This is a genomic window from Mycobacterium sp. OAS707, assembly GCF_014873705.1.
Taxonomy (GTDB): Bacteria; Actinomycetota; Actinomycetes; order Mycobacteriales; family Mycobacteriaceae; genus Mycobacterium.
This window is the reverse complement of sequence record NZ_JADBDS010000005.1, coordinates 561,601-580,037: the sequence shown is the minus strand read 5'-3', so window position 1 is coordinate 580,037 and position 18,437 is coordinate 561,601. Positions and strand designations below refer to the sequence as shown.

13 protein-coding genes and 1 pseudogene are annotated in these 18,437 nt (G+C 64.3%); 5 read left to right on the top strand and 9 right to left on the bottom strand.

Annotated elements, in window-relative coordinates; genetic code table 11:
• The 4 genes and pseudogenes from GGC64_RS34940 to GGC64_RS34930 all read right to left on the bottom strand — a co-directional run.
• Nucleotides 1-1,478, bottom strand: a 1,478-nt coding sequence (locus tag GGC64_RS34940; protein ID WP_225952659.1) for a protein kinase, incomplete at its 3' end; no start/stop codon positions are given.
• Nucleotides 1,479-1,563: 85 nt separating this feature from the next.
• Nucleotides 1,564-2,088, bottom strand: a complete 525-nt coding sequence (locus tag GGC64_RS31305) for a hypothetical protein (protein WP_192726444.1) — start codon at nt 2,086-2,088, stop codon at nt 1,564-1,566.
• Between the two features lie 31 nt (nt 2,089-2,119).
• Nucleotides 2,120-3,310 carry a glycoside hydrolase family 3 N-terminal domain-containing protein gene (locus GGC64_RS34935; RefSeq protein ID WP_370582451.1) on the bottom strand — a complete coding sequence of 397 codons (1,191 nt, stop codon included), beginning with the start codon at nt 3,308-3,310 and terminating at the stop codon, nt 2,120-2,122.
• 291 nt (nt 3,311-3,601) lie between these two features.
• Nucleotides 3,602-4,240: pseudogene (locus tag GGC64_RS34930) on the bottom strand (serine/threonine-protein kinase); the annotation flags it as partial.
• 1,916 nt (nt 4,241-6,156) lie between these two features.
• On the opposite strand from GGC64_RS34930, the gene GGC64_RS35425 reads away from it, so the two are divergent.
• The gene (locus GGC64_RS35425; protein ID WP_370582447.1) at nt 6,157-6,462 is read left to right on the top strand and encodes a DUF2510 domain-containing protein; all 306 of its coding nucleotides are present in this window, start codon (nt 6,157-6,159) and stop codon (nt 6,460-6,462) included.
• Nucleotides 6,463-6,663: 201 nt separating this feature from the next.
• Here the strand turns inward: GGC64_RS35425 and GGC64_RS31290 are convergent, their stop codons facing one another.
• Both GGC64_RS31290 and GGC64_RS31285 read right to left on the bottom strand, forming a co-directional pair.
• The gene (locus GGC64_RS31290; RefSeq protein WP_192726442.1) at nt 6,664-7,104 is read right to left on the bottom strand and encodes a type II toxin-antitoxin system VapC family toxin; all 441 of its coding nucleotides are present in this window, start codon (nt 7,102-7,104) and stop codon (nt 6,664-6,666) included.
• Entirely contained in the window at nt 7,101-7,355 is a 255-nt protein-coding gene (locus GGC64_RS31285; protein WP_192726441.1) for an antitoxin, read from the bottom strand. The genes GGC64_RS31290 and GGC64_RS31285 overlap by 4 nt, the downstream gene beginning before the upstream one ends.
• A gap of 478 nt (nt 7,356-7,833) precedes the next feature.
• Between GGC64_RS31285 and GGC64_RS31280 the strand changes: the two genes are divergently transcribed.
• Both GGC64_RS31280 and GGC64_RS31275 read left to right on the top strand, forming a co-directional pair.
• Nucleotides 7,834-9,714, top strand: a complete 1,881-nt coding sequence (locus GGC64_RS31280; RefSeq protein WP_192726440.1) for an NAD-binding protein — start codon at nt 7,834-7,836, stop codon at nt 9,712-9,714.
• A 286-nt stretch (nt 9,715-10,000) separates the two neighbouring features.
• Complete coding sequence (locus GGC64_RS31275) at nt 10,001-12,799, top strand: TIR domain-containing protein (protein ID WP_192726439.1); 2,799 nt, start codon at nt 10,001-10,003, stop codon at nt 12,797-12,799.
• 66 nt (nt 12,800-12,865) lie between these two features.
• Here GGC64_RS31275 and GGC64_RS31270 read toward each other — a convergent pair whose 3' ends face one another.
• From GGC64_RS31270 to GGC64_RS31260, 3 genes are all read right to left on the bottom strand, one after another.
• A complete protein-coding gene (locus tag GGC64_RS31270) occupies nt 12,866-14,419 on the bottom strand; it encodes a CHASE2 domain-containing protein (RefSeq protein WP_225952746.1) in 1,554 nt (517 codons plus the stop codon).
• Between the two features lie 1,216 nt (nt 14,420-15,635).
• On the bottom strand, nt 15,636-16,031 hold the full coding sequence (locus GGC64_RS31265; protein WP_192726437.1) for a hypothetical protein: 396 nt from the start codon (nt 16,029-16,031) through the stop codon (nt 15,636-15,638).
• A 99-nt stretch (nt 16,032-16,130) separates the two neighbouring features.
• Nucleotides 16,131-16,340 (bottom strand): hypothetical protein, encoded by a 210-nt coding sequence (locus tag GGC64_RS31260; RefSeq protein ID WP_192726436.1) that lies wholly within the window; start codon nt 16,338-16,340, stop codon nt 16,131-16,133.
• A 26-nt stretch (nt 16,341-16,366) separates the two neighbouring features.
• Between GGC64_RS31260 and GGC64_RS31255 the strand changes: the two genes are divergently transcribed.
• Both GGC64_RS31255 and GGC64_RS31250 read left to right on the top strand, forming a co-directional pair.
• A complete protein-coding gene (locus tag GGC64_RS31255) occupies nt 16,367-16,753 on the top strand; it encodes a hypothetical protein (RefSeq protein WP_370582446.1) in 387 nt (128 codons plus the stop codon).
• A 56-nt stretch (nt 16,754-16,809) separates the two neighbouring features.
• Nucleotides 16,810-18,195: a type IV secretory system conjugative DNA transfer family protein gene (locus tag GGC64_RS31250; RefSeq protein WP_192726435.1), complete on the top strand. Its 1,386-nt coding sequence runs from the start codon at nt 16,810-16,812 to the stop codon at nt 18,193-18,195.
• The last annotated feature ends 242 nt before the right edge of the window (nt 18,196-18,437 follow it).

Here is an 18,437-nt window from a genome sequence, read left to right as displayed (position 1 = left end):
TTGTACACCTCGTCGGGGGTGTGCGTGGCCGCGAGCACCCGCGGCGACGGCTGGCTGCCGATCAGCGACGCGAGGCGAGAGACCCGGCCGCCTTCTTCATCGACGCTGACCGCAAGCGGCAGCGGACCCTTGTCGGCGATGTCGGCGATGGTGCCATCGGACAGCATCGACAGATCCGTCGAACCGGTGATCAAAATGCCGCCCACATGCTCACCGTCCGCGACAGCCTTGGCGTCAGCCGCGCCGGTGACTCCGACCATCAGCAGCTGGGCCAGCTTGTCGCGGGTGGTCATGCTGGCCAGCAGCGCAGGCCCGTCACCACATGCGGGCGCCAGCGAAGCGGCAGCCGTCCCTGGCGCGGACGAGGGTGCAACCTGGGGAGAGGAAGGGGCGGATGTCTGCGGCGAGCCGCTCGGCAGAGCAAGTATCAGAACAATCAGCACAACCGTCGCGACGGCCACAAGCGCCAGACCGGAATATAGCGCGACCCGCGTAGGAGACGACCTTGTTTGGGACGGCGTGGGCGTCTCGGATCGAAGAGCGTTTGACGAGGCCGAGTCGCCGTTGGCGTGGTCTCGTGGAGTCCGAGGTGAGGGTCGCGTGAGCGCGACGGCAGGGCCTTGAGGCCGCTGCCCCTGCCCCTCATCGCCGTGGCGCAGCGCGTCGGCGAATGCGCGGCAGGACTGGAATCGTTCGCGTGGATCCTTGGCCAGGCCGCGCGCGACCGCGTTGCCGTGTGTTGCTAGTTCCGGCCGCATGTCACGAAGGCTGGGTGGCTGCTGATTGAGGTGACGGGAGATCACAACCGCCGGGTTGGAATGGTCGAACGGCGGAACCCCCGTCAGGAGGTGAAAAGCCGTCGCCGCGAGGGAGTATTGATCGGCTTGAGCGTCGACCTCTGCGTCCATAAGCTGTTCGGGCGCTGCGTAACTCACGGTTCCCACTGCCATGTTCGTCGCGGTGAGACCGCTGATGTCGTCGAGTCGGCGAGCAATGCCAAAGTCGGCCAACAGGATTCGCTTCGTATCGTGCTCAGGCCGCGTGAGCAGGATATTCGCGGGCTTCACATCCCGGTGTAGCAGTCCGCGGTCGTGGGCATAATCAAGTGCGTCCGCGACAGCGGCCACTATCTCGAACACCTCGTCTGAGGGCATCCCGGCGGGATAGCGCTCTTTCAATAAGTGGCCCGTGTCGGGTCCATCCACGTAATCCATTGAGATCCACAGTTGCCCGTCACACTCGCCGCGGTCATGGACACCGACGATGTGGGGGTGATACAGCGTGGATGCGAGATCGGCTTCGCGGTTGAATCTGCTGCGGAACTCATCGTTGGCCGACACTTCTGGTGGCAGGATCTTCAGCGCGTCGCGCCGCGGCAATCGTGGATGCTCAGCGAGGTAGACCTCGCCCATACCCCCGGAACCCAGCAGGCGCACGATCGTAAACCCGGCGAAGAGCTGGCCGCTCGTCAACGGCATGGGCAGATAGTAGCTAGACGACGGTGGTGTGCGGACAGGGCGGCACTTCGCCGCAATAGCGCGACTGACCAAACTGGCGTGTGTATCAAAAGAGGTACACCCGTAGCCCTTCCTCGGCGGTACAGGTGATCCAGTCCTCTTCAGCCTGCTTTTCGCAGCTCACCTGAGTGCTTGCACCAGCACACTGAGCGCCCGTCTGGGGGCACGGCACGACCGACTCGGCCGCGATGACGATGGGTGTCGTGCCAGGCTCCCGCGGTTCGCGCTGGTAGGCCGTCAAGACGTTGAATGCGAAGGCGCACGGCGTCTCCGGACTGGCCCGCCCAGTCCGTGTCGGCCATCGTCCGTCCTGGCTCATCTGGATACCGTGGCCACACGTTGCGCCGTATCGGTCGGGCGACACGATCAACGACGGTTGTGCCGCCCCTGCTGACACCCTGTCGGTCGGTACGGAAGAGGCCGACGGGAAGGGCGAGACGCCAACTGCCCGAGGAGCATGAGCGATGGGTTGTCCGGTGACCCTGAGCATCAGCACCGCAGCGGCGAGGACGAGAAGCGTTGCGGCAGATGTGAAGATCCGCACCGGGTGCGCGCCGCTCAGTTCGCTCACCACCCACCACCTGTCATGGCGACCGCCAAATCTATTGCCCGCATTTCGGATGGGGGCCCTTGGCAAGGGCGACGCGCCGCAATGCTTCGTCGACGCGCGCCATGCTCAACTCGCCGCTGTTCAGCGCCTGCTGAAGCCGGTCCAGCACAGCAGGTACCTGATCGGTGCTGACCCACAGAGCGGTGTCGGCGCCCGCCTGCAGAGCGCGCAGCACCGCGTCGGGCACGGTGTAGCGCTGGTTGATGGCGCCCATGCTGGATAGGTCGTCGGTGAACACCAGACCAGAGAACGCAGCGCCGCCGTATCGCCCCGAGCGCAGCAGGTCATAGACCGGCTTGGACAAACTCGCGGGTTCGCCGGAGGTCAGGTCCGGCACTTGCATGTGGCCCACCATGACCGCCACCGGAGCGCTCTGCGTCAGGGTGCGATAGGGAATCAGGTCGTCCTTCATCAGTTGGTCGAGCGGGGGAGTCGTGACGCCGCCCTGGTGCGAGTCGCCAGAGGCGTGGCCGTGGCCAGGGAAGTGCTTGAGGACGGGCAACAACCCCGCTTGGCGCAGTCCATCGGCGTACGCGCCGGCGAATTCGGCGACGACCTGGGCGGTGTCGCCGAAGGAGCGGTCACCAATCACGGTGTCATCCGGTGCATCCGAGACATCCACCACGGGCGCGAAATCGATGGTGATTCCGAGATCTTTCATCGTTTTACCGCGCTGCTGCGCGATGGCTTCCACCTCCTGGCTGGAGGTGGATTTGGCTAGTGAGCGAGGCGACGGCTGCGAACCGAGGAAGTTTGCGAGTCGCTCGACCCGACCCCCTTCCTCGTCGACACTCACCGCTAGCGGCAACGGTCCGGTGGCGTCTTCCAGTTGACGCAGCGAGCCGTCCCTCAGCATCCCGAGATCTGTCCAGCTACCGATGAATATGCCGCCGACGTGGTGATTGGCCACCACGGAGCGTGCGTCTTCGATCCCAGTGACCCCGACCATCAGCAGTTGTGCCAGTTTGTCTTGTGGCGGCAGGGATTCCGCCACGGAAGCGGGATCCCCGCAAGCCGGCGCGACCAGTGGCGCCGTTGGGGCTGTGACCGTCGCCGAGGGCGGAGCCGCTTGCGGAGGTGCTTGCGGCGGAGCTGTTTTCGAAGGATGAGGCTTGCCGATCAGCAGACCACCAATCACCAAGAGGATCGTCACCACCAGCGCTCCGGCTACCGGCAGGACCAGGGAGCGAGCAGGCGGCGCTGCGGGTTCCGCTGCTGGAATGGCGAATTCGTCGCGGTCGGAATAGATCTCCGCGTGGGGCGAAGCTCGTGGATGATTACTGCCAACGTTCGTGCGGTCTTTGAAGCGCGCTGTCGCGGTCGGCACGACAACATCACTGTCTTGCGCACGAATGAGGGCGTTGGCCAGATCACGGCAGGAGTTGAAGCGTGCTGAAGGGTCCTTGGCGAAGGCACGCTCGAAGACGGGCGTCAGATCGCCGAGGTGAGGGTGGCGGCTCGCCAAGTCGCCAGAGCGCTGCTCTGACGGGGAAGCGGCGGTGAGAAGGTGAAACGCGACGCCAGCCAGCCCGTATTGGTCGGCTCGCCCGTTCGGCGCGCTGCGGCTTATTTGTTCAGGTGCTGCGTAGGCCGAGGGTCGCCCATGGGCGGTATCGGGCCAACGGCCGAGGCCGAAATCGGTTAGCGCGATGCGAAAGTGACGGGAAGCGGGATCGGCGATCACGATGTTGGTCGGTTTGACGTGGCCGTGGATCACCCCGTTCTCGTGGGCGAAATCGAGAGCGTCAGCGATGCGGCTGACGATCAGAAACGCTTGTGCCGGTGCAAGCCCGTCGGGGAAGTCGGCGCGGATGACGGCGTCAATGTCTGGACCGTCGACATACTCGGTCGCAAGCCACAATCGTCCCTCTGAATCCCCGCGGTCGCGGATTGCCGCGATGGAGGTGTGATGCAGCGATGCGGCAAGGTCGACGTCGCGGAAAAAGTTCGTTCGGAACCCGTGGGCAGACGACACCTCGGCTCGCAGTATCTTCAGCGCGACGCGTTCTGGACTGCCGACCCGAGACGCCAGGTAGACCGTGCCTGTGCAGCCCGAGCCCAACAGCCGCACGATGGTGAAATCGGCGAAGCCCTCACCCGGATCCAGCGGCATGCGCCGCATCGTATCGCGGCTTTGCTGCGCAAATGGCGGGCGCGCAGCATTTTCGATGGCAATGATTTGTGGGAAGGCTGCCCGGCAAAGTAGGGAAGGTGGCTGCGTCGCACCTCGATGACGGATGACCAGCGAGGCCGGGCGCGGTGGGCGTCGGGAGGTCGCCCATGTCTGTCTGATCGGACGCCCCCGCTCCGTCTTCCACGGTGGAGAGTATTAGCCCCGTAACAGCCACCACCGCGATCCATTGTCGTCACCTAGGCCTACGAATTACTGATAGGGCAGAGCACAATTCGGTGACACCTGGATAGAGGCGACATCCAGCTGTTTCGAGAGGTCCTAGTCAGATGGCCTCCGAAGAACCGCAAATTTCAGTCAGCGTTTCAGACTCGGCAGCAGCTAACAGTGTTCTCACAGCAAGTAGATAGCCGCGACGTATAGGGAAACGCCCGATTCCCTGCCGTGCAGCAATCTTCTAGAGTTCCGTAGCGGAGTTGCTGGCCGCGGTGCCGCGGAGAGGTCGGTTAGCGGCAGGTATCGATTTGCGCCGAGAAGTATTCAGGGGGTCATATGCGAAAATTCATAGTAGGCGTCGCTGCGGCCGGGCTGATGTGTGGAGGTTTGGGATCAGCTTCGCCCGCATTAGCTGTTCCCTTCCCACAGGGCTGCGGCGACTTTTTTCAAGCACCGTGCGAAGACCCATCAAATCCGGCCCCTAAACCCGCTACGCAGAGCGACCCCAACGGCGTTCCATATTGGTGGGAAGACAGCTCGGGACGGCATTGGTGCCCGCCCGAATGCTTGACCCGTTAGAAGCGTCAGGAGATTGCGCTGACACGGTCGGCCATCTCGGTCGCGGGTTGGCGGCCCTACTGCAGCCTGCGTTTGCTGTAACGGACATGGATGATCTGCCGGTCGGATTTCAGCGTCCGCTGCTGACTTTGCTATCTCGAAAGTCATCGGCTGCATCCACTTCTGGCAGCGCGCTGTCTATCTCCTGAAGACTTGCTGACGTCGTGTTACATCGACTGGACATCGTGGTATCGGCCGAATGGTTGAACTCCAACTCCCTTACCAACACCGGAGCAATCCGACCGACCGGTTGGGATCCGTGCTTCGTTGGTAACCATAATGGTCTGTGACAAATGTTGTTGCGCCAGTGCGCATTTGGCCTTGGCCTCCGTTGCGCTGTTCCAATTTGTTCGGCCGGGGAGTAAGGCTATCGGGTAGGTGTCTTGCAGCGGGACCGGCGCTACCCGAGCGAGGTCTCGCGCCAAACGGCAAAGATATTGGAGCTGCGTTGCAACGGAAAGGTGGCAGCGGTGGACCCCAGAGATGAGACGAGCGACCGACCCATCGCCCCAAGACCGTCGGCCGAGGTCACCAATCCGGCACCAAAGGCGGCCGCGAACTCGATCATCGGTGTCGACTGCCTGCGATGTGGCGCAGGCTACGAGCTACCCAGGGATCGCGACAGCTATATGTGCACGTCCTGCGGCGCCTCCCACTTCTTTCGCTCATGTCCCCTATGCAATCGCGCTCAGCAGATCGAGAATCAATACGGGGTCATTCAACTGAATTGCTCGCACTGTGGTGAGAGCTCTTGGGCCAAGAAGTGGATGGCGCGCCCCGCGAAAGCTGCGAACCTGAAGCCAGAGTCAGTGCGCTTCCGACCAGGCTCGCCAGTAGATCCAGCGCAGCGCGTCGTGGCAGGAATTGTGTCCGCCGCATCCTTGGCAGGGCTGTGGCCAGGTGCGCGCTGTGCCTTGTTATTTGTCGCTGACCACATCAGTGTTCTGAGCAGTTCCGGAGAGGTAGCCCGCCTTCACTACAGGGACATTAATTCCATAGACATCGGTGGCATTGGCACACAGCGCTACACCACGAACGCTGGCGTCATCGGCGGAGGGTTCGGCGTGCGAGGCGCTCTCGAGGGACTGGCGATTGCCGGGCTCATAAACGCGGCGACGACGCGCTCGACGATCACCCGCGACACGACATTGAATCTTCGGGCAGGCGCAGTGGGCATCCTTATGAATGCTGAGATGTTCGAACCGGCGGCGCTTCGAGTGATGCTTTCGCCCGTCTACGACCGAATCGAACGAGCGTCAGCCCTGCACCGATCATCCGCCGCCGCGGGCTGGTATCCAGACCCGGGCGGCGGTGGTGGGGCGCAGCGCTATTGGGACGGAACGGCCTGGACGGAACACTTCGCTCCCTAATCGTGCCGTAGGTGCATCGAAAGCTGCGATCGGCCTCCGGCAAGCACGTCCAGCCTCTGGGGCATTGACCGTGCTGGTGACGCCCGACGGCACCGAATCAGCTCGAAACGGGCTAGCCGTCGGCTCTGCTTTGCCATGTGGCCGCCGAGTCCACCGGCACCGCCAGTGCCGCCTTTCCCAATTGTGCTGCGTCAGCTGAGTTCAGCGCTCCAAGAGCGCGTCGGGTGTCTCCCAACGCACGCCGTCGAATCGACCGAAATCGCTGTCGTAACTGACGATTCCGGCACGGTGCTCCAGCGCCAGGGCGGCCAAATGGGCGTCGTTGACGAGGTTGCCGCCCGTTCCGACATGCGAAAGCAAACCGCTGAGCAATTCGGGATGACGCGGCGTGGGGCCGATCACCACCGCTCCCGGTGCGGTGCACCACTCATCGACTTGCCGCATGGCATCCTCGGTTCGCAGCGGAGTGGGAAACAGCCCGACCTTTGTCGTCAGCCGGATAAACGCTAGTAGCGGCACCCACGCCAGGCCAACGGTGTCAGCGCCCGACAGTGCACCGTCGAGCCAGCGTCTGCTGGCGTTGTGGTGCTCGGCGGCCGAATTGACGGCATACAGCAGCACGTTGGCGTCGACGATTTTCATGCGCCGCGGCGCTGTCGCCGCAGCAGTTCCTCATCTTCAAGGTCACCGGCCAACTGCAGGGCGCGGTCGAGGTTCACCGAGGGAACGCCGAGATCAGCCGAGCGGGTGACGAAGGGCGTAGGGGAGGGGCGGCCCTGCGCCCCGTCACGGATGGCGTCGTTGAGTGCCTGCTTGAAGGAGACGCCTCGCTCCCGCATGCGCCGCTGCACGACAGCCAGGGTGTCGTCATCGAGAGTCACCGTCGTACGCATAATGACAGCATAGCATCAAAATGGGTGATGCCCTGCTGTCACTAGTTCGCAGGAGTCGCCAGCGCGGCGGCACGAATAGCGCTTAGCGAGACGCGTTAAAGCACCGCCCAAAGGTAGGCATCGACGATCCCTGATTCGGCCATCGCGGTGAGTGCACGCTCATGACAGGCGCGGCCGATGTCGGTGTGCTGCCTCGACTGTCTGCAAGGAGCCAGCGGAGCTCGCCGCTTCGGACTGCCCGGCACAACCACGCACTCAAAGCGACCTGTCGGCCCAGCGCCCGCTTCCCCGATGGATGCCAAACCAAGACTCGCCGATCGCTCGATCACCAACGCATCGCGCGGGCGGTCCGTGAGCAACATGGCATGGATTCGGCTCTCGCCAACGGCGCAGAATCTCGTACCTGGGATTGGCAGGTGCGCTACATTTTCGACGACGCGCCACATGTCGTGACGGTCTATCCGCGCAGGGGGAAGCGATGCGGGAGCCCCCTGAACACACCGGTTCCGGTCACGAATCCGTCGAGACAATCAATACAGAGGTGCGCGCGCAGGCCCCACGGAGCGGCCTGAGTGCGGAGTCTTTGGTGCGACGCCTGCGCGCTAGCGTGCACTTTTTGATCGACTACCGCTGGGTGTTGCTGAGCATCGCCGGCGCGCTGGCCTTCATCTTCGGATGCATTGGCTATGCGCAGTTCCTCAACCACCAGTACCTCCTCAAGGCCTACGACGCGCCCCCCGACCTGGCCGACGTCGTGTACCGCAGCTTGATGCTTTTCCTGCCGGCGACGGCGCCAGACAAGACCAGGCTGCCGATCTGGTTGGACATCGCACGGTTCCTTGCGCCCGCGGTGGCCGGCTACGCAGCACTTGCGGGCCTGGCGTCGCTGTTCCGAGACCGATTCCAACAGATTCGCGTCCCCTTGATGCGTGGGCACGTGGTGGTCTGCGGCCTCGGCTATGTCGGCACCGTGTTTCTGCGGCACCTTCGAGAACCCCACGGAAGACGCAAGTCTCACGTGAAGGTCGTCGCCGTGGAGATGGATCCGACCAACCCGCACATCGAGTTGTGTCGCAGTTTGAAGATCCCAGTCATCGTCGGCGACGCCCAGCTGGAACGGACGCTGCGTGCCGCCGGAGTGCGCCGCGCGGCCCGACTCGTCGCGGTGTGCGCGGACGATGCAGTCAACACCGAAATCGTTGCCGTCGGCCGACGACTGGCCAGCGACCGTCGCAGCGGTGAGTTGCAATGTCTTGCCCGCATCGGCGACCCGGAGCTTTGCGCACTATTGCGCATTCAGGAGGCCAACCTACCCGCCAAGCGTTCGGCGCCAGTGCTCGACTTCTTCAACACCGAGGAGATCGGAGCGCGGCTGTGGCTCGACAACTTCCCCGTTGGCCCACCCGGCTCGCATCCACATCTGCTCATCAGTCGGCTCGACGCGCTCGGAAACTGGCTCGTCAAACATGCCGCCCGCGAGTGGTACGACACCCGAACCGACGACACCCCGCTATGGGTCACCGTCATCGATGATCACGCCGAGGACCGCAAGCAGGCTTTGGTGAACGAGTTTCCGGCGCTGGAGTATGTGTGCCGCTTCGTATGCATCTCGATCCTGGATCGTGAAGTACAGCAGCTGCCCGAACTCCATACCAGCGCCGGAGCACCGCCGATGACCAGCGCCTACGTGACGGCATACCGCGACGAAGACGCGCTTGAGGCGGCCCTGTCCTTGCGCCACGCGCTCGACGCGGGCATCCCGCTTGTCGTGGCGCTATCACGCGCCCACGGGGTCGCGCGACTGATCGAAGACGCCAGAGCCAGCGGCGCGCTCAGGAGCATCGACGTGTTCCCTACGCTGGAGAACGTGTGCACGACCGAATTCGTACAGGGTGGCTCCTTCGAGCTGATCGCGGTCGCCGTCCACAATCGCTGGCGCGAGGAGCAGCTCGCCGAAAACAAGCCGGCACCCCTGTGGGAAGAACTCGACGAATCGCGCAGGGACTCCAGTCGCGCGCAGGCCCGTGACATCCCGGTCAAGTTGCACATGATCGGTTGCGTGATTGCACCGCTACGGGACTGGGGGGCATCGGATTTCACGTTCGACCCCGAGGAGGTCGAGAAACTGGCAATCGAGGAGCACGACCGCTGGATCGATGAACGCGTTCAGGCGGGTTGGCGCGCTGGGCCAAAGGATCCGGACAAGAAGCTCACCGAGTACCTCATCCCGTTCGACGAGCTTCCCGACCACATCGCCGAATATGACCGGATGTTCGTGCGATCGATTCCGCAGATCTTGGCCAACGCCGGCTTCCAAGTCCTACGCCTGGAGAAGACCGAGCCTGCCGAGCTCGCGTGATCCCGCGCCAACCTCGGTAAACGTCCTGCTTCATGCAGCGTTGACCGCCGCATCCTTCTCCGCAGTTAGGCGCCGTTCCACACCCCGCTTCGATGCCGTGAGCGCGGCCGCCAGCGTCGCGGCCGCCAGGAGTGGACTAGCCCGCTCCACTGCGCGACCCGTACCGCGCCTTTTCAGTTTGGTGCTGCATCAAAGTGATTAATCCCGCCGCTCGGAGTGACAAACTGAGCTGGTTGCCACAGCGCGACCGCTGCTGCTGGATCGACACGATTTCCGGGGGCGAGACATGGCGGAGTTGGCACAGCCCATTGAATCTCTGAGCCCCACGCCTGCCGCGCCCATCGCCTACGACGCATTCCTGTCCTACGCCCATCGCGACAAGCAAGTCACCACCGCGATTCAGAAGGGGCTGCACCGCATCGGCTGCAGGTTCGGTCGTTTACGGGCTCTACGAGTGTTTCGCGACGACACCAACTTGGAGGCCGCACCCGACCTGTGGGCGAGAATCACTGCAGCCCTTGATTCTTCGCGCTTCATGATTGTCGTCCTGTCCCCGCAGGCGGCCGCGTCGAAGTGGGTCGACAAAGAACTCGCATACTGGCTCGAATATCGCGGCCACGACAAGCTGATGCTCGTGCTAGCCGAGGGCCATCTGAACTGGGATGCCGAGCATGGACGGTTCGACGACTCGTCGGACGCTGCTCCACCGGCGCTGAGGGTGCCCGGATTACTGAGAGCCGAGCCGTTGTACATCGATGTCAGCGGCGATTCACCGTGGGATCTGCGTTCGCTGAGCTTCCGCGACAAAGTAACCGCGCTCGCTGCCCCGATTCACGGGAAGCCCAAAGATCAGTTGGAAGGCGATGATCAGCGGGAGCGACGGCGGTTCCGCCGCCTGCGCGCCGCGGCGGTCGCGGGGCTGGTCATGCTCACGGTGACTTCGGTCGTCTTCGCCGTCGTCGCTGTCGCCCAGCGTCAACAAGCAGAACAACACCTGCACGAGGCAATCGCTGCCAAACTCAATGCTGAGGGATCAGCCATCCTTGCCGGCGTCGCTCCCGGCGGCGACGCGCGCGGCCTCCAGGAACTGTTGGCAGCCAACGCGATCGTGCCCAACCCCGTGTCGATTCTGAACGCGCAGATCAACCGATTCACCACGCAGAAGATCGTCGACATTTCATCGGTGCCGTTGGATCTGGCGTACAGCCCGGACGGAAGCCGCGTGGCCACCGCAGCGGTCGATGGGACGGTGCGCCAGTGGGACACGGTGACCGGTAAACCAATCGGTTCGCCGATCAAGGCGCACAACGGCCCGGCGACATCTGTGGCGTTCAGAAGCGAGCACACCATCGTTTCTGCGGGCGCTGACGGGGCGCTGCGGCTATGGAATGCCGACACCGGCGAGGCGCGCAACCAAAGCCCGTCGAATGCGGGTCAGCTTACGAGCGTCGCGGTCAGCCCCGACGGCTCCACGATCTTCACGGGCGGCCTCGACGGCAATCTGAGGTCCTGGGATGCGCGCACCGGCCAACTCCGCGGCACCAGGCAGGTGTTCGTACCCAAGAACCCTGGGGACGCTGCCCCGCCTGTGACCGACGTGGCATTCGACCGTAGCGGCAAGGTTCTGGCCGTGAGTTCAATGGGCGCAACGATTATCAGCGACGCCGTGACCGGTGCGCCCCGTACGCCGCTAATGCTGATGCCGCTCAACAACGGTTTACCGACGAGGGTATGGCAAAGCGCCATTAGCCCCGATGGGCATGCAATGGTGGAAGCCGGCGGCTTTCTGCAGTGGTCGAACGCAGACACCGGCTCTGCCATCCGCGCGATGCCCGCCGGCAATGTCCTCCTTAACTACTTCGGGGTCGCGTTCAGTCCCGACGGCCATCGCATCGTTACCGGCCGCAGCGACGGAGCTGTGCAAGTGTGGGACACCGACACCGGTGTGCAGGTTGGTCCGACCTTGACCGGACACACGAGCGAGGTGCACGGGGTGGCATTCAACCCCGACGGCCGACAAATCGCCACCGCCAGCGCAGATGGGACGCTTCGACTGTGGAACGCCACGGTCGGCTACCCGATGAAGGGCCCTGACCGCGCTGCGACGAACGTCATGTTCAGCCTCGACGGCCACCGCGTCGCGATTTCCGGCGACACCACTGTCCAGCGGTGGGACGTTGGTTCTGGCCAGCCGCTACCGCCGCTGGCACCTAGCGGCGGTCCCGGGGTGTACTTCCGCTACGTCGACGGCGGCCGGATCGTCACCGCGACACGCGGCGGCACACTGCAGGTGTGGGATGCCGACACCGCGCAGCCTCTCCAGCAGCCCGTACAGACCAAGGGCCAAGAAGTTGACGGACTTGGCATCCCGTTCGGGTTCAGTCGTGACGGGAACACGGCCGCCTCTGGTCAGACATCGACTGGCGCCGTGCAGCTCTGGGACGTCAGGACCGGTCGTGCCCTCGGCAAACCGATGACCGCTGACAAACAGATCTTCTCTGTAGATTTCAGCCCCGATGCGCGTCGAATCGTCGCGGGTTACGCCGATGGCGTGCGGCTGTGGAAGCTCGACACCGCTCAGGTCGATGGACCTGTCATGACCACCGCGAGCCCGTTCCCGATCGCCACCGTGGCATTCAGCCGGGACGGCAAGGTCATCGCCGCTGTTCACGAGAACGGCGTCATCGACCTTTGGGACGCCGACACGCGAAAGCCGTTGCCGCACAGTCCCTTGCTGGGTCACACCAGCGTTGTCTTCGGTGTGGCATTTGGCGTCGGCGATCAGCTCGCAACGGGTGGGATCGACGCCAGTCTGCGGTTGTGGGAGACCTCCACCGGGAAACCGGCGGCGGCTCCGCTCACCACCCCCGATGGCATAGCTGGAGTGGCATTGAGCCCCGATGGCCGCCTGGTCGCTGCGTCAAATGTGGACGGAACGGTGCGGCTCTGGCCTGCCGTCGCCGATCCCGCACAGCTGTGCGACAAGCTGACCAGCAACATGAGTCGCAAACAGTGGCGGGACTGGGTGTCGCCCGACATCGGCTATATCCCCGCCTGCCCCGGACTGCCCATCGCTCCTGACTGACCTCGAGAGCGCTTGTCATCGGATGTACCGGGCTCATCGTCGCTGCTTGGAGGGCGGCGCTACCGCCTATCCGCCCGTCGCGTCCCCGTCGGTTCTGACCGCGGTTTGCTTGGCTTCTCCGTTGGTGCGGCGGCGGCCACGTTGAATGGACTGAACCAGTTTGTCGATTTCGGCCTCGAGGTCGTCACCGCAGAGCTGGACGGCGTGAAGCGTGGCCAGCGCGGCGATCGACTCCGGCAGCTCGGCTGCCGATGGGCTCGCCGCTTCATCCACCAGGGTGGGCACGACCACAGCCTCGCTGCGTTGGAGTCCAGCTTCTACCTCCCGACGCACCCAGTCGTTCGGATCGTCGATGCGCCGGCGGCCGTCCACCTGTTCGAGCCAATTGGGTCCGATCAGCACCAGCATGGCGCTGCATCCGCGAATCGCCTCGGCGATGCGGGCCGGAAAGGTTTCACCGTATTCGATAGACGACTTGTCCATGAAGACGCTGGACGCACCGAAACGGTTGACTAATTCGCGTTTGATGTCGCGGGCGTGCCATGCGCTCTGGCTGCGCCGGTAGCTGAGGAAGAACGCCGGCGGCGTTTGCGGGGGCAGCAGGTCACCCAGTGCCCGTTCCAGAGCCTGGCGTTGACGCCGTTCCATGAATGAGTCGACCGCGATGACGCCGGCTGTTGCCGTCGCCAACCCCATCAGCGGGTAGGCGACGGACACGATCAGCCCGGCGTTGAAGGCAAGCTGTGCGCCGACCAGGAAGAGTAGAACGGTGCCCAGCGCGGCACCGAAACTGTAGAGCGCGCCGTTGCGGGCACCGATGAGCGCCGGGATGGCGATCACGAGCAGGACCAGCGCGATGTCTACCGGCGGGGCTGCCGATTTGAGAGGCACGCCGGCGAGCAGCGTCCACAGCGCGTTGGCCTGAACCTCGACGCCGGCCATCGGCGCCGAGGAGATCGGGGTAACGAAGACGTCGTTAACCGGATCCGTGGTGCCGATGAGGACAGCTTTGCCGGCAAAGGCGCTCGCCGGAACGGTGCCGGCCATCACATCGACGAACGAGTAGTGCGGGAGAGTGCCGGGACCGCCCCGATAGTCGATCCATTTGTGCGTGAAGGGCTGCACCGAATGGCCGCTGAGCAGCTCCGCGGCGCGAACGGGCAGCGTGGGCAGCTGTACCGGCGCAAACATCATCTTGCGCAACACGCCGTCTGGGTCGGTGTCGACGGCGGCGCTCGCCGGTATGGCACCCCGGGCATCGGCTACACCGGCGGGCACGGGGATGGGCCCCTGATCGCCCTCATGGGTGGCCAGAATGACAGGTCCATCGCGTGCGATCGCATCAAGCAGCATCTGGTCGTCGGGCGGGTGAGAGCGACCGATGAACTGGGTGTCAATGGCGATGAGTCGCGGGGCCGCAGGGTGGATTCGGTCCAGAACTTGGGCGTAGGCGGCACGTGCGATCGGTGGCTGCACGTTCAGCGCGGTCAGCGTTTTCTGGTCGATGGCGATAATTGCGATCCCGTCGCCGGGAGACTGTGGCCCGCGTATCGAGAAGCGGGTGTCAACACTGGCCCGTTCGAGGTCTGCCAGGGCGCTCAGCCAATAGAGCACGATCATCACTGCGGCGACGACGCCCGCGACCGCCGCAACTAGGGCCTCGCGCTGCGTGAATCGACGGAGCCGCCGTCGGCTGGCGGTCGTCACGCTGGCCTGACGTTCGACGGCCGGTAGGCATCATCGCTGAGGCGGCCCGACTCCCGGGGCCAGTACCCATCGGGCGACCCGCTGGGCTGCGCGCGCCTCGTAATCACCTGTGGCAGCTTGAAGCACGTACTCGTCAGACTTGCATCAGCAAGGAGAGTCAGCCTGGACGACCGCAGCTTCATCTCATCCCGGCGCCGCGACCGTGAGCATGTCCTCGCCGTTGATGGCGGCTGGACCGTACGCCTGTTGGCTCAGTCCGGCCGATGCCCGGGCGTCAGCTGTCACGTAACAGGCTGTCGGGCCATTGGCGCGGAGGTAGGCGATCGCCGAGGGCGGCAGGGGGACACCGATAGTCCGCGTCGCACCAGCGGCTACGACCAAATCCGAGCGCCCACTGAACGCCCCCGGGCTTGAGACTATGACGACTCCCGTGCACTGCGATGACAGATGACACGCCAAGGTCACTGGTACATACCCATCCGGGTCGGCGGTGACAGTGCCGGTGGGAACAACGGTCACGGCGTACTGACTAGGTGCCGGCCCAGCGCCGCCGTAGCCGCCCGCGTTCTGGCAAAACGTTCCACATCCGAGCCGGTCCCCACCCGGGTCGGCCGTCGCGCTCGGCGGCCCGGTACCCAGACACGCCAATGCTGCACAAGCGAGAGGGAAAACGAACCGGCTCACAACTCTGCGCCCTGCAGAACACCGTCCATCTCGCAGTATCGTGCCGCTTCGCCACCCTTGATCATTCGTCTGGATCGGTTTCCGCGAAGCACATCCCATCTCCGCGATATGGGCTCCCCCGATGTTTCGCATAGCAACTACTTTCCGATACGAAAATATTTTGTAAAGCGACCATAGATCGTGAGCGGTGGGAAAACCTGGTGTTCGACTACTCGATATCAGTAAACAGAGGTCTCACAGGTTCGCGGGCGTGGTCATCGCCTGCAGCGTGGCGGCCGGCAGCCTCAACTGGCGAAGTGTTGGCCGCGGCCAACGCAGATCCAAAGAGGAAGTGACACTTTGTATTTCGCAGAGGACACAGCGCACCTCGACGCGGGCTAGTCAGTCCCGCCAGGCAATTTCGAAGTGCGCCAGACGTTTCGCGGAGTGTGCTCCGGAAGGGCGGCTATCCGCCGCAGTCGGCGCTATTGAGCTTGTTGCCGTTGACTACCTTGCAGAACGGGAACCCGGTGTCCCCGTTCGCAACGCTTAGGAGAATGCCCTGGCCACCGTCGACGAGCGTGATCGTCACATAGCTGCCACGCTCGGCGTTGCCGCCGCTGGTGATGCTGCCGTACGCGGTGTGATCGGGCTGAGGTGGCGGGGGCTGGACACCGCTGATTTGGAAGTTCACCGATCCGCCGTTGTAGGTTTCGCTGCCCGATCCGTCGGCGTTGACGATCAAGCTCTCCCCGTGGGCTACCCATTGGCCCACGAACGGGCCGAGTCCTGGCACATCTGCCTGTGCCAGTGGGGCACAGGCGACGCCTATCGCTATCGCGGTGGGGAGCAGAGGCATCATGTTCATTGCGCACCTTTCTCGACCTTGAATCGACGCCATGGCACTAAATTCGCCGGGCTATTCCCACGGTGCGGTTCAGCAACACGATAGGTGCGGCGGTCAGGCCGCGCCGTCGAATCGCCAATACCGGGCTGCGGTGGATTCGGATGCCGCTGCGGCGTGGTGAACGCCGCGTATAGCGAGCCTGTGGCCGGAAAGCGGGTCACCGACCGGGCTGCGGTGGTCGGGACTGAACACCACCCCGAAAACTGCGGCCATGTGTCCGTACAGCGGGCGGCCCACGGCCTGGCCGCTGTCTAATGGCGACATGCCTAGCAAGCTCTAAGCTTGAGCCCGTGAATGGCGGTGCACACGCGCAAGACCCGGCGAGGGCGCTCGGCCCGCTGCGCGGGCACGCCGGCGAATCCGGTCACGCGAGCTTCACGATCAAAGACGTGGGGGCTGCCTGCGGGTTGCCCGGCCCCGTCATTGCGCAGCTCGTCCCGCGGACCTGGGTGGACGGCGTGGGCTGGATGTACACCGGCGAGCAGATGGCGGCGTCGATCGTGTTGGGCGAGAATCTGCGGCGCTTCCTGGCCTGGACCAAGGCGGGCGTGTGCGTGCGGTGTGAGATCTGCGGCGCCGAACCTGCCGACGCTGTCGACGCTGCAGGCTGGGTGCTGCGCGATGATGCTGAGCCGCAGGGGTTTTGCCGGGAACACCGCCCCCAGGAGCCCAGCTAGCGGCAATCGCTGAATTAGCGTCGGTCACGTAGTCGAGAAGCCATTACGGTTGAGTCATGGCTGCGAATGACGCTCTGGCCGAACGGTATCGGGCGCCGGTCACCGCGTTCGCCGGCTGGACCCGCGATGACGCGGGGCGCCGCGTGCCGCTGGAGTCGGCGCCGCATGTCGGCGGCTACGCGCCGCCTGGCACCGGGAAGACCCGCAAGTGGTTGTCGCAGGCGGCCGTGTTGTGGCCGGGTCCGGCGCTGGTGTCCTCGAGCAAGGACGACCTGATGCAGATGGTGGCCTCGCGGCGGCCGGGGCAGGCTGCCCTGCTGGATCTGCGGCCGATCAGCGCACCCTACTATCCGAAAGACTTTGTCGCGCATCGCTTTGACCCGACTGCGTTGATCACGACACTCGACGATGCCAGTGCCGCCGCTCAGAGCCTGCTGTCCACCTCGGCGGTCGCGTTGTCGGGCACGGCATTTCGCACCGGCAGCGACACGGGGCCATGGGACCAGCTGGCGCTGGCACCGTTGACATGTCTGCTGTATGCGGCCAGCCCGCAGGCGACCGGGCTGGGCATGGAGTGGACTTTGGAGGCGTCGGAAAATGTCGACAGTCCTGCCGGGGCCGGCGGGTATCAAATCAGCACAGCACCCGGATGGGCGCAGGCCGCCGCGTGGAGCCAAGACCATCTGTTACAGGCGCGGGTGCGCTCGGTGCTGGACATGGAACCCAAGCAACGGGACTCGGTGAAAATGACCGTGACCAAGGTGCTCACCGCCTGGCTGCTGACTGCACGCCGTGACAGACCCCTCCCTCCACTGGACTTGTCGTTCTTCGACGACCCAGCAGCCACGCTGTATCTGTTGACGCCGGCCGACGGCACGGTCGCTGCACAGGCAATCGTGTTGATGGATGCAGTGATCAACCGGCAGCGCACCAAGGTCGCGCAGTGGGAGGAGTTCACCCGCATCGGACTGTTTCTCGATGAGATCACCAACACGCCGATCCCGCGACTGCCCCAGTATCTGGCCGAGTCCCGCGGCCTTGGCTGCTCGATCTGCTTTGCCGCGCAAGCCGGTTCGCAACTCGACGCCGTCTACGGACCGCTGCAGGGCAAGGCCATCCGCGACATCACGCCGGCCTCGCTGGTGATGTACGGGTCGCATGAACGCGACGTGATGGAGTCCGCGGCGCTGTGGGCCGGTAAGACCACCCGCAGCCACCAGTCCTATGCCGCCAACGGCGACGACAAAACCACCGGCCGCCAGTTCGGCAACGCGCTGGAGACCGCAGAACTGTTGCCCCGCAACACTTCAGAGGCCCGGCTGATTCCCCGTGGACAGCCAGGACAGATGGTCGAGCTGATCGACTTCGATGAATTCGTGGTGTATCTCGACGAGGTGCGGGAGGCCTGGCGGCGGCAGCGGGCGGCGTGCCCCCACGATTGACGACCGTCCTGGATCGTGGCCTGGTTCGTTCAGACATAAGCGATTCAGCAGATTTGGCGTTGGAGCGGTTAGCGCCTGAAACCTCCCGCCCGTGGTGCTTGTTAGGAGGCGCCGTCCACGCAGCGGGGTGCGGCAACGAGGTGCGCGTCCATCATCGAGCCCTAAGCTTCGGCCGCGCCAGCATTCTCGGTCCGCTCCGGCAATCACCGGCCGAGTCTGCGGTGTTCGACATCGCGGGAAGC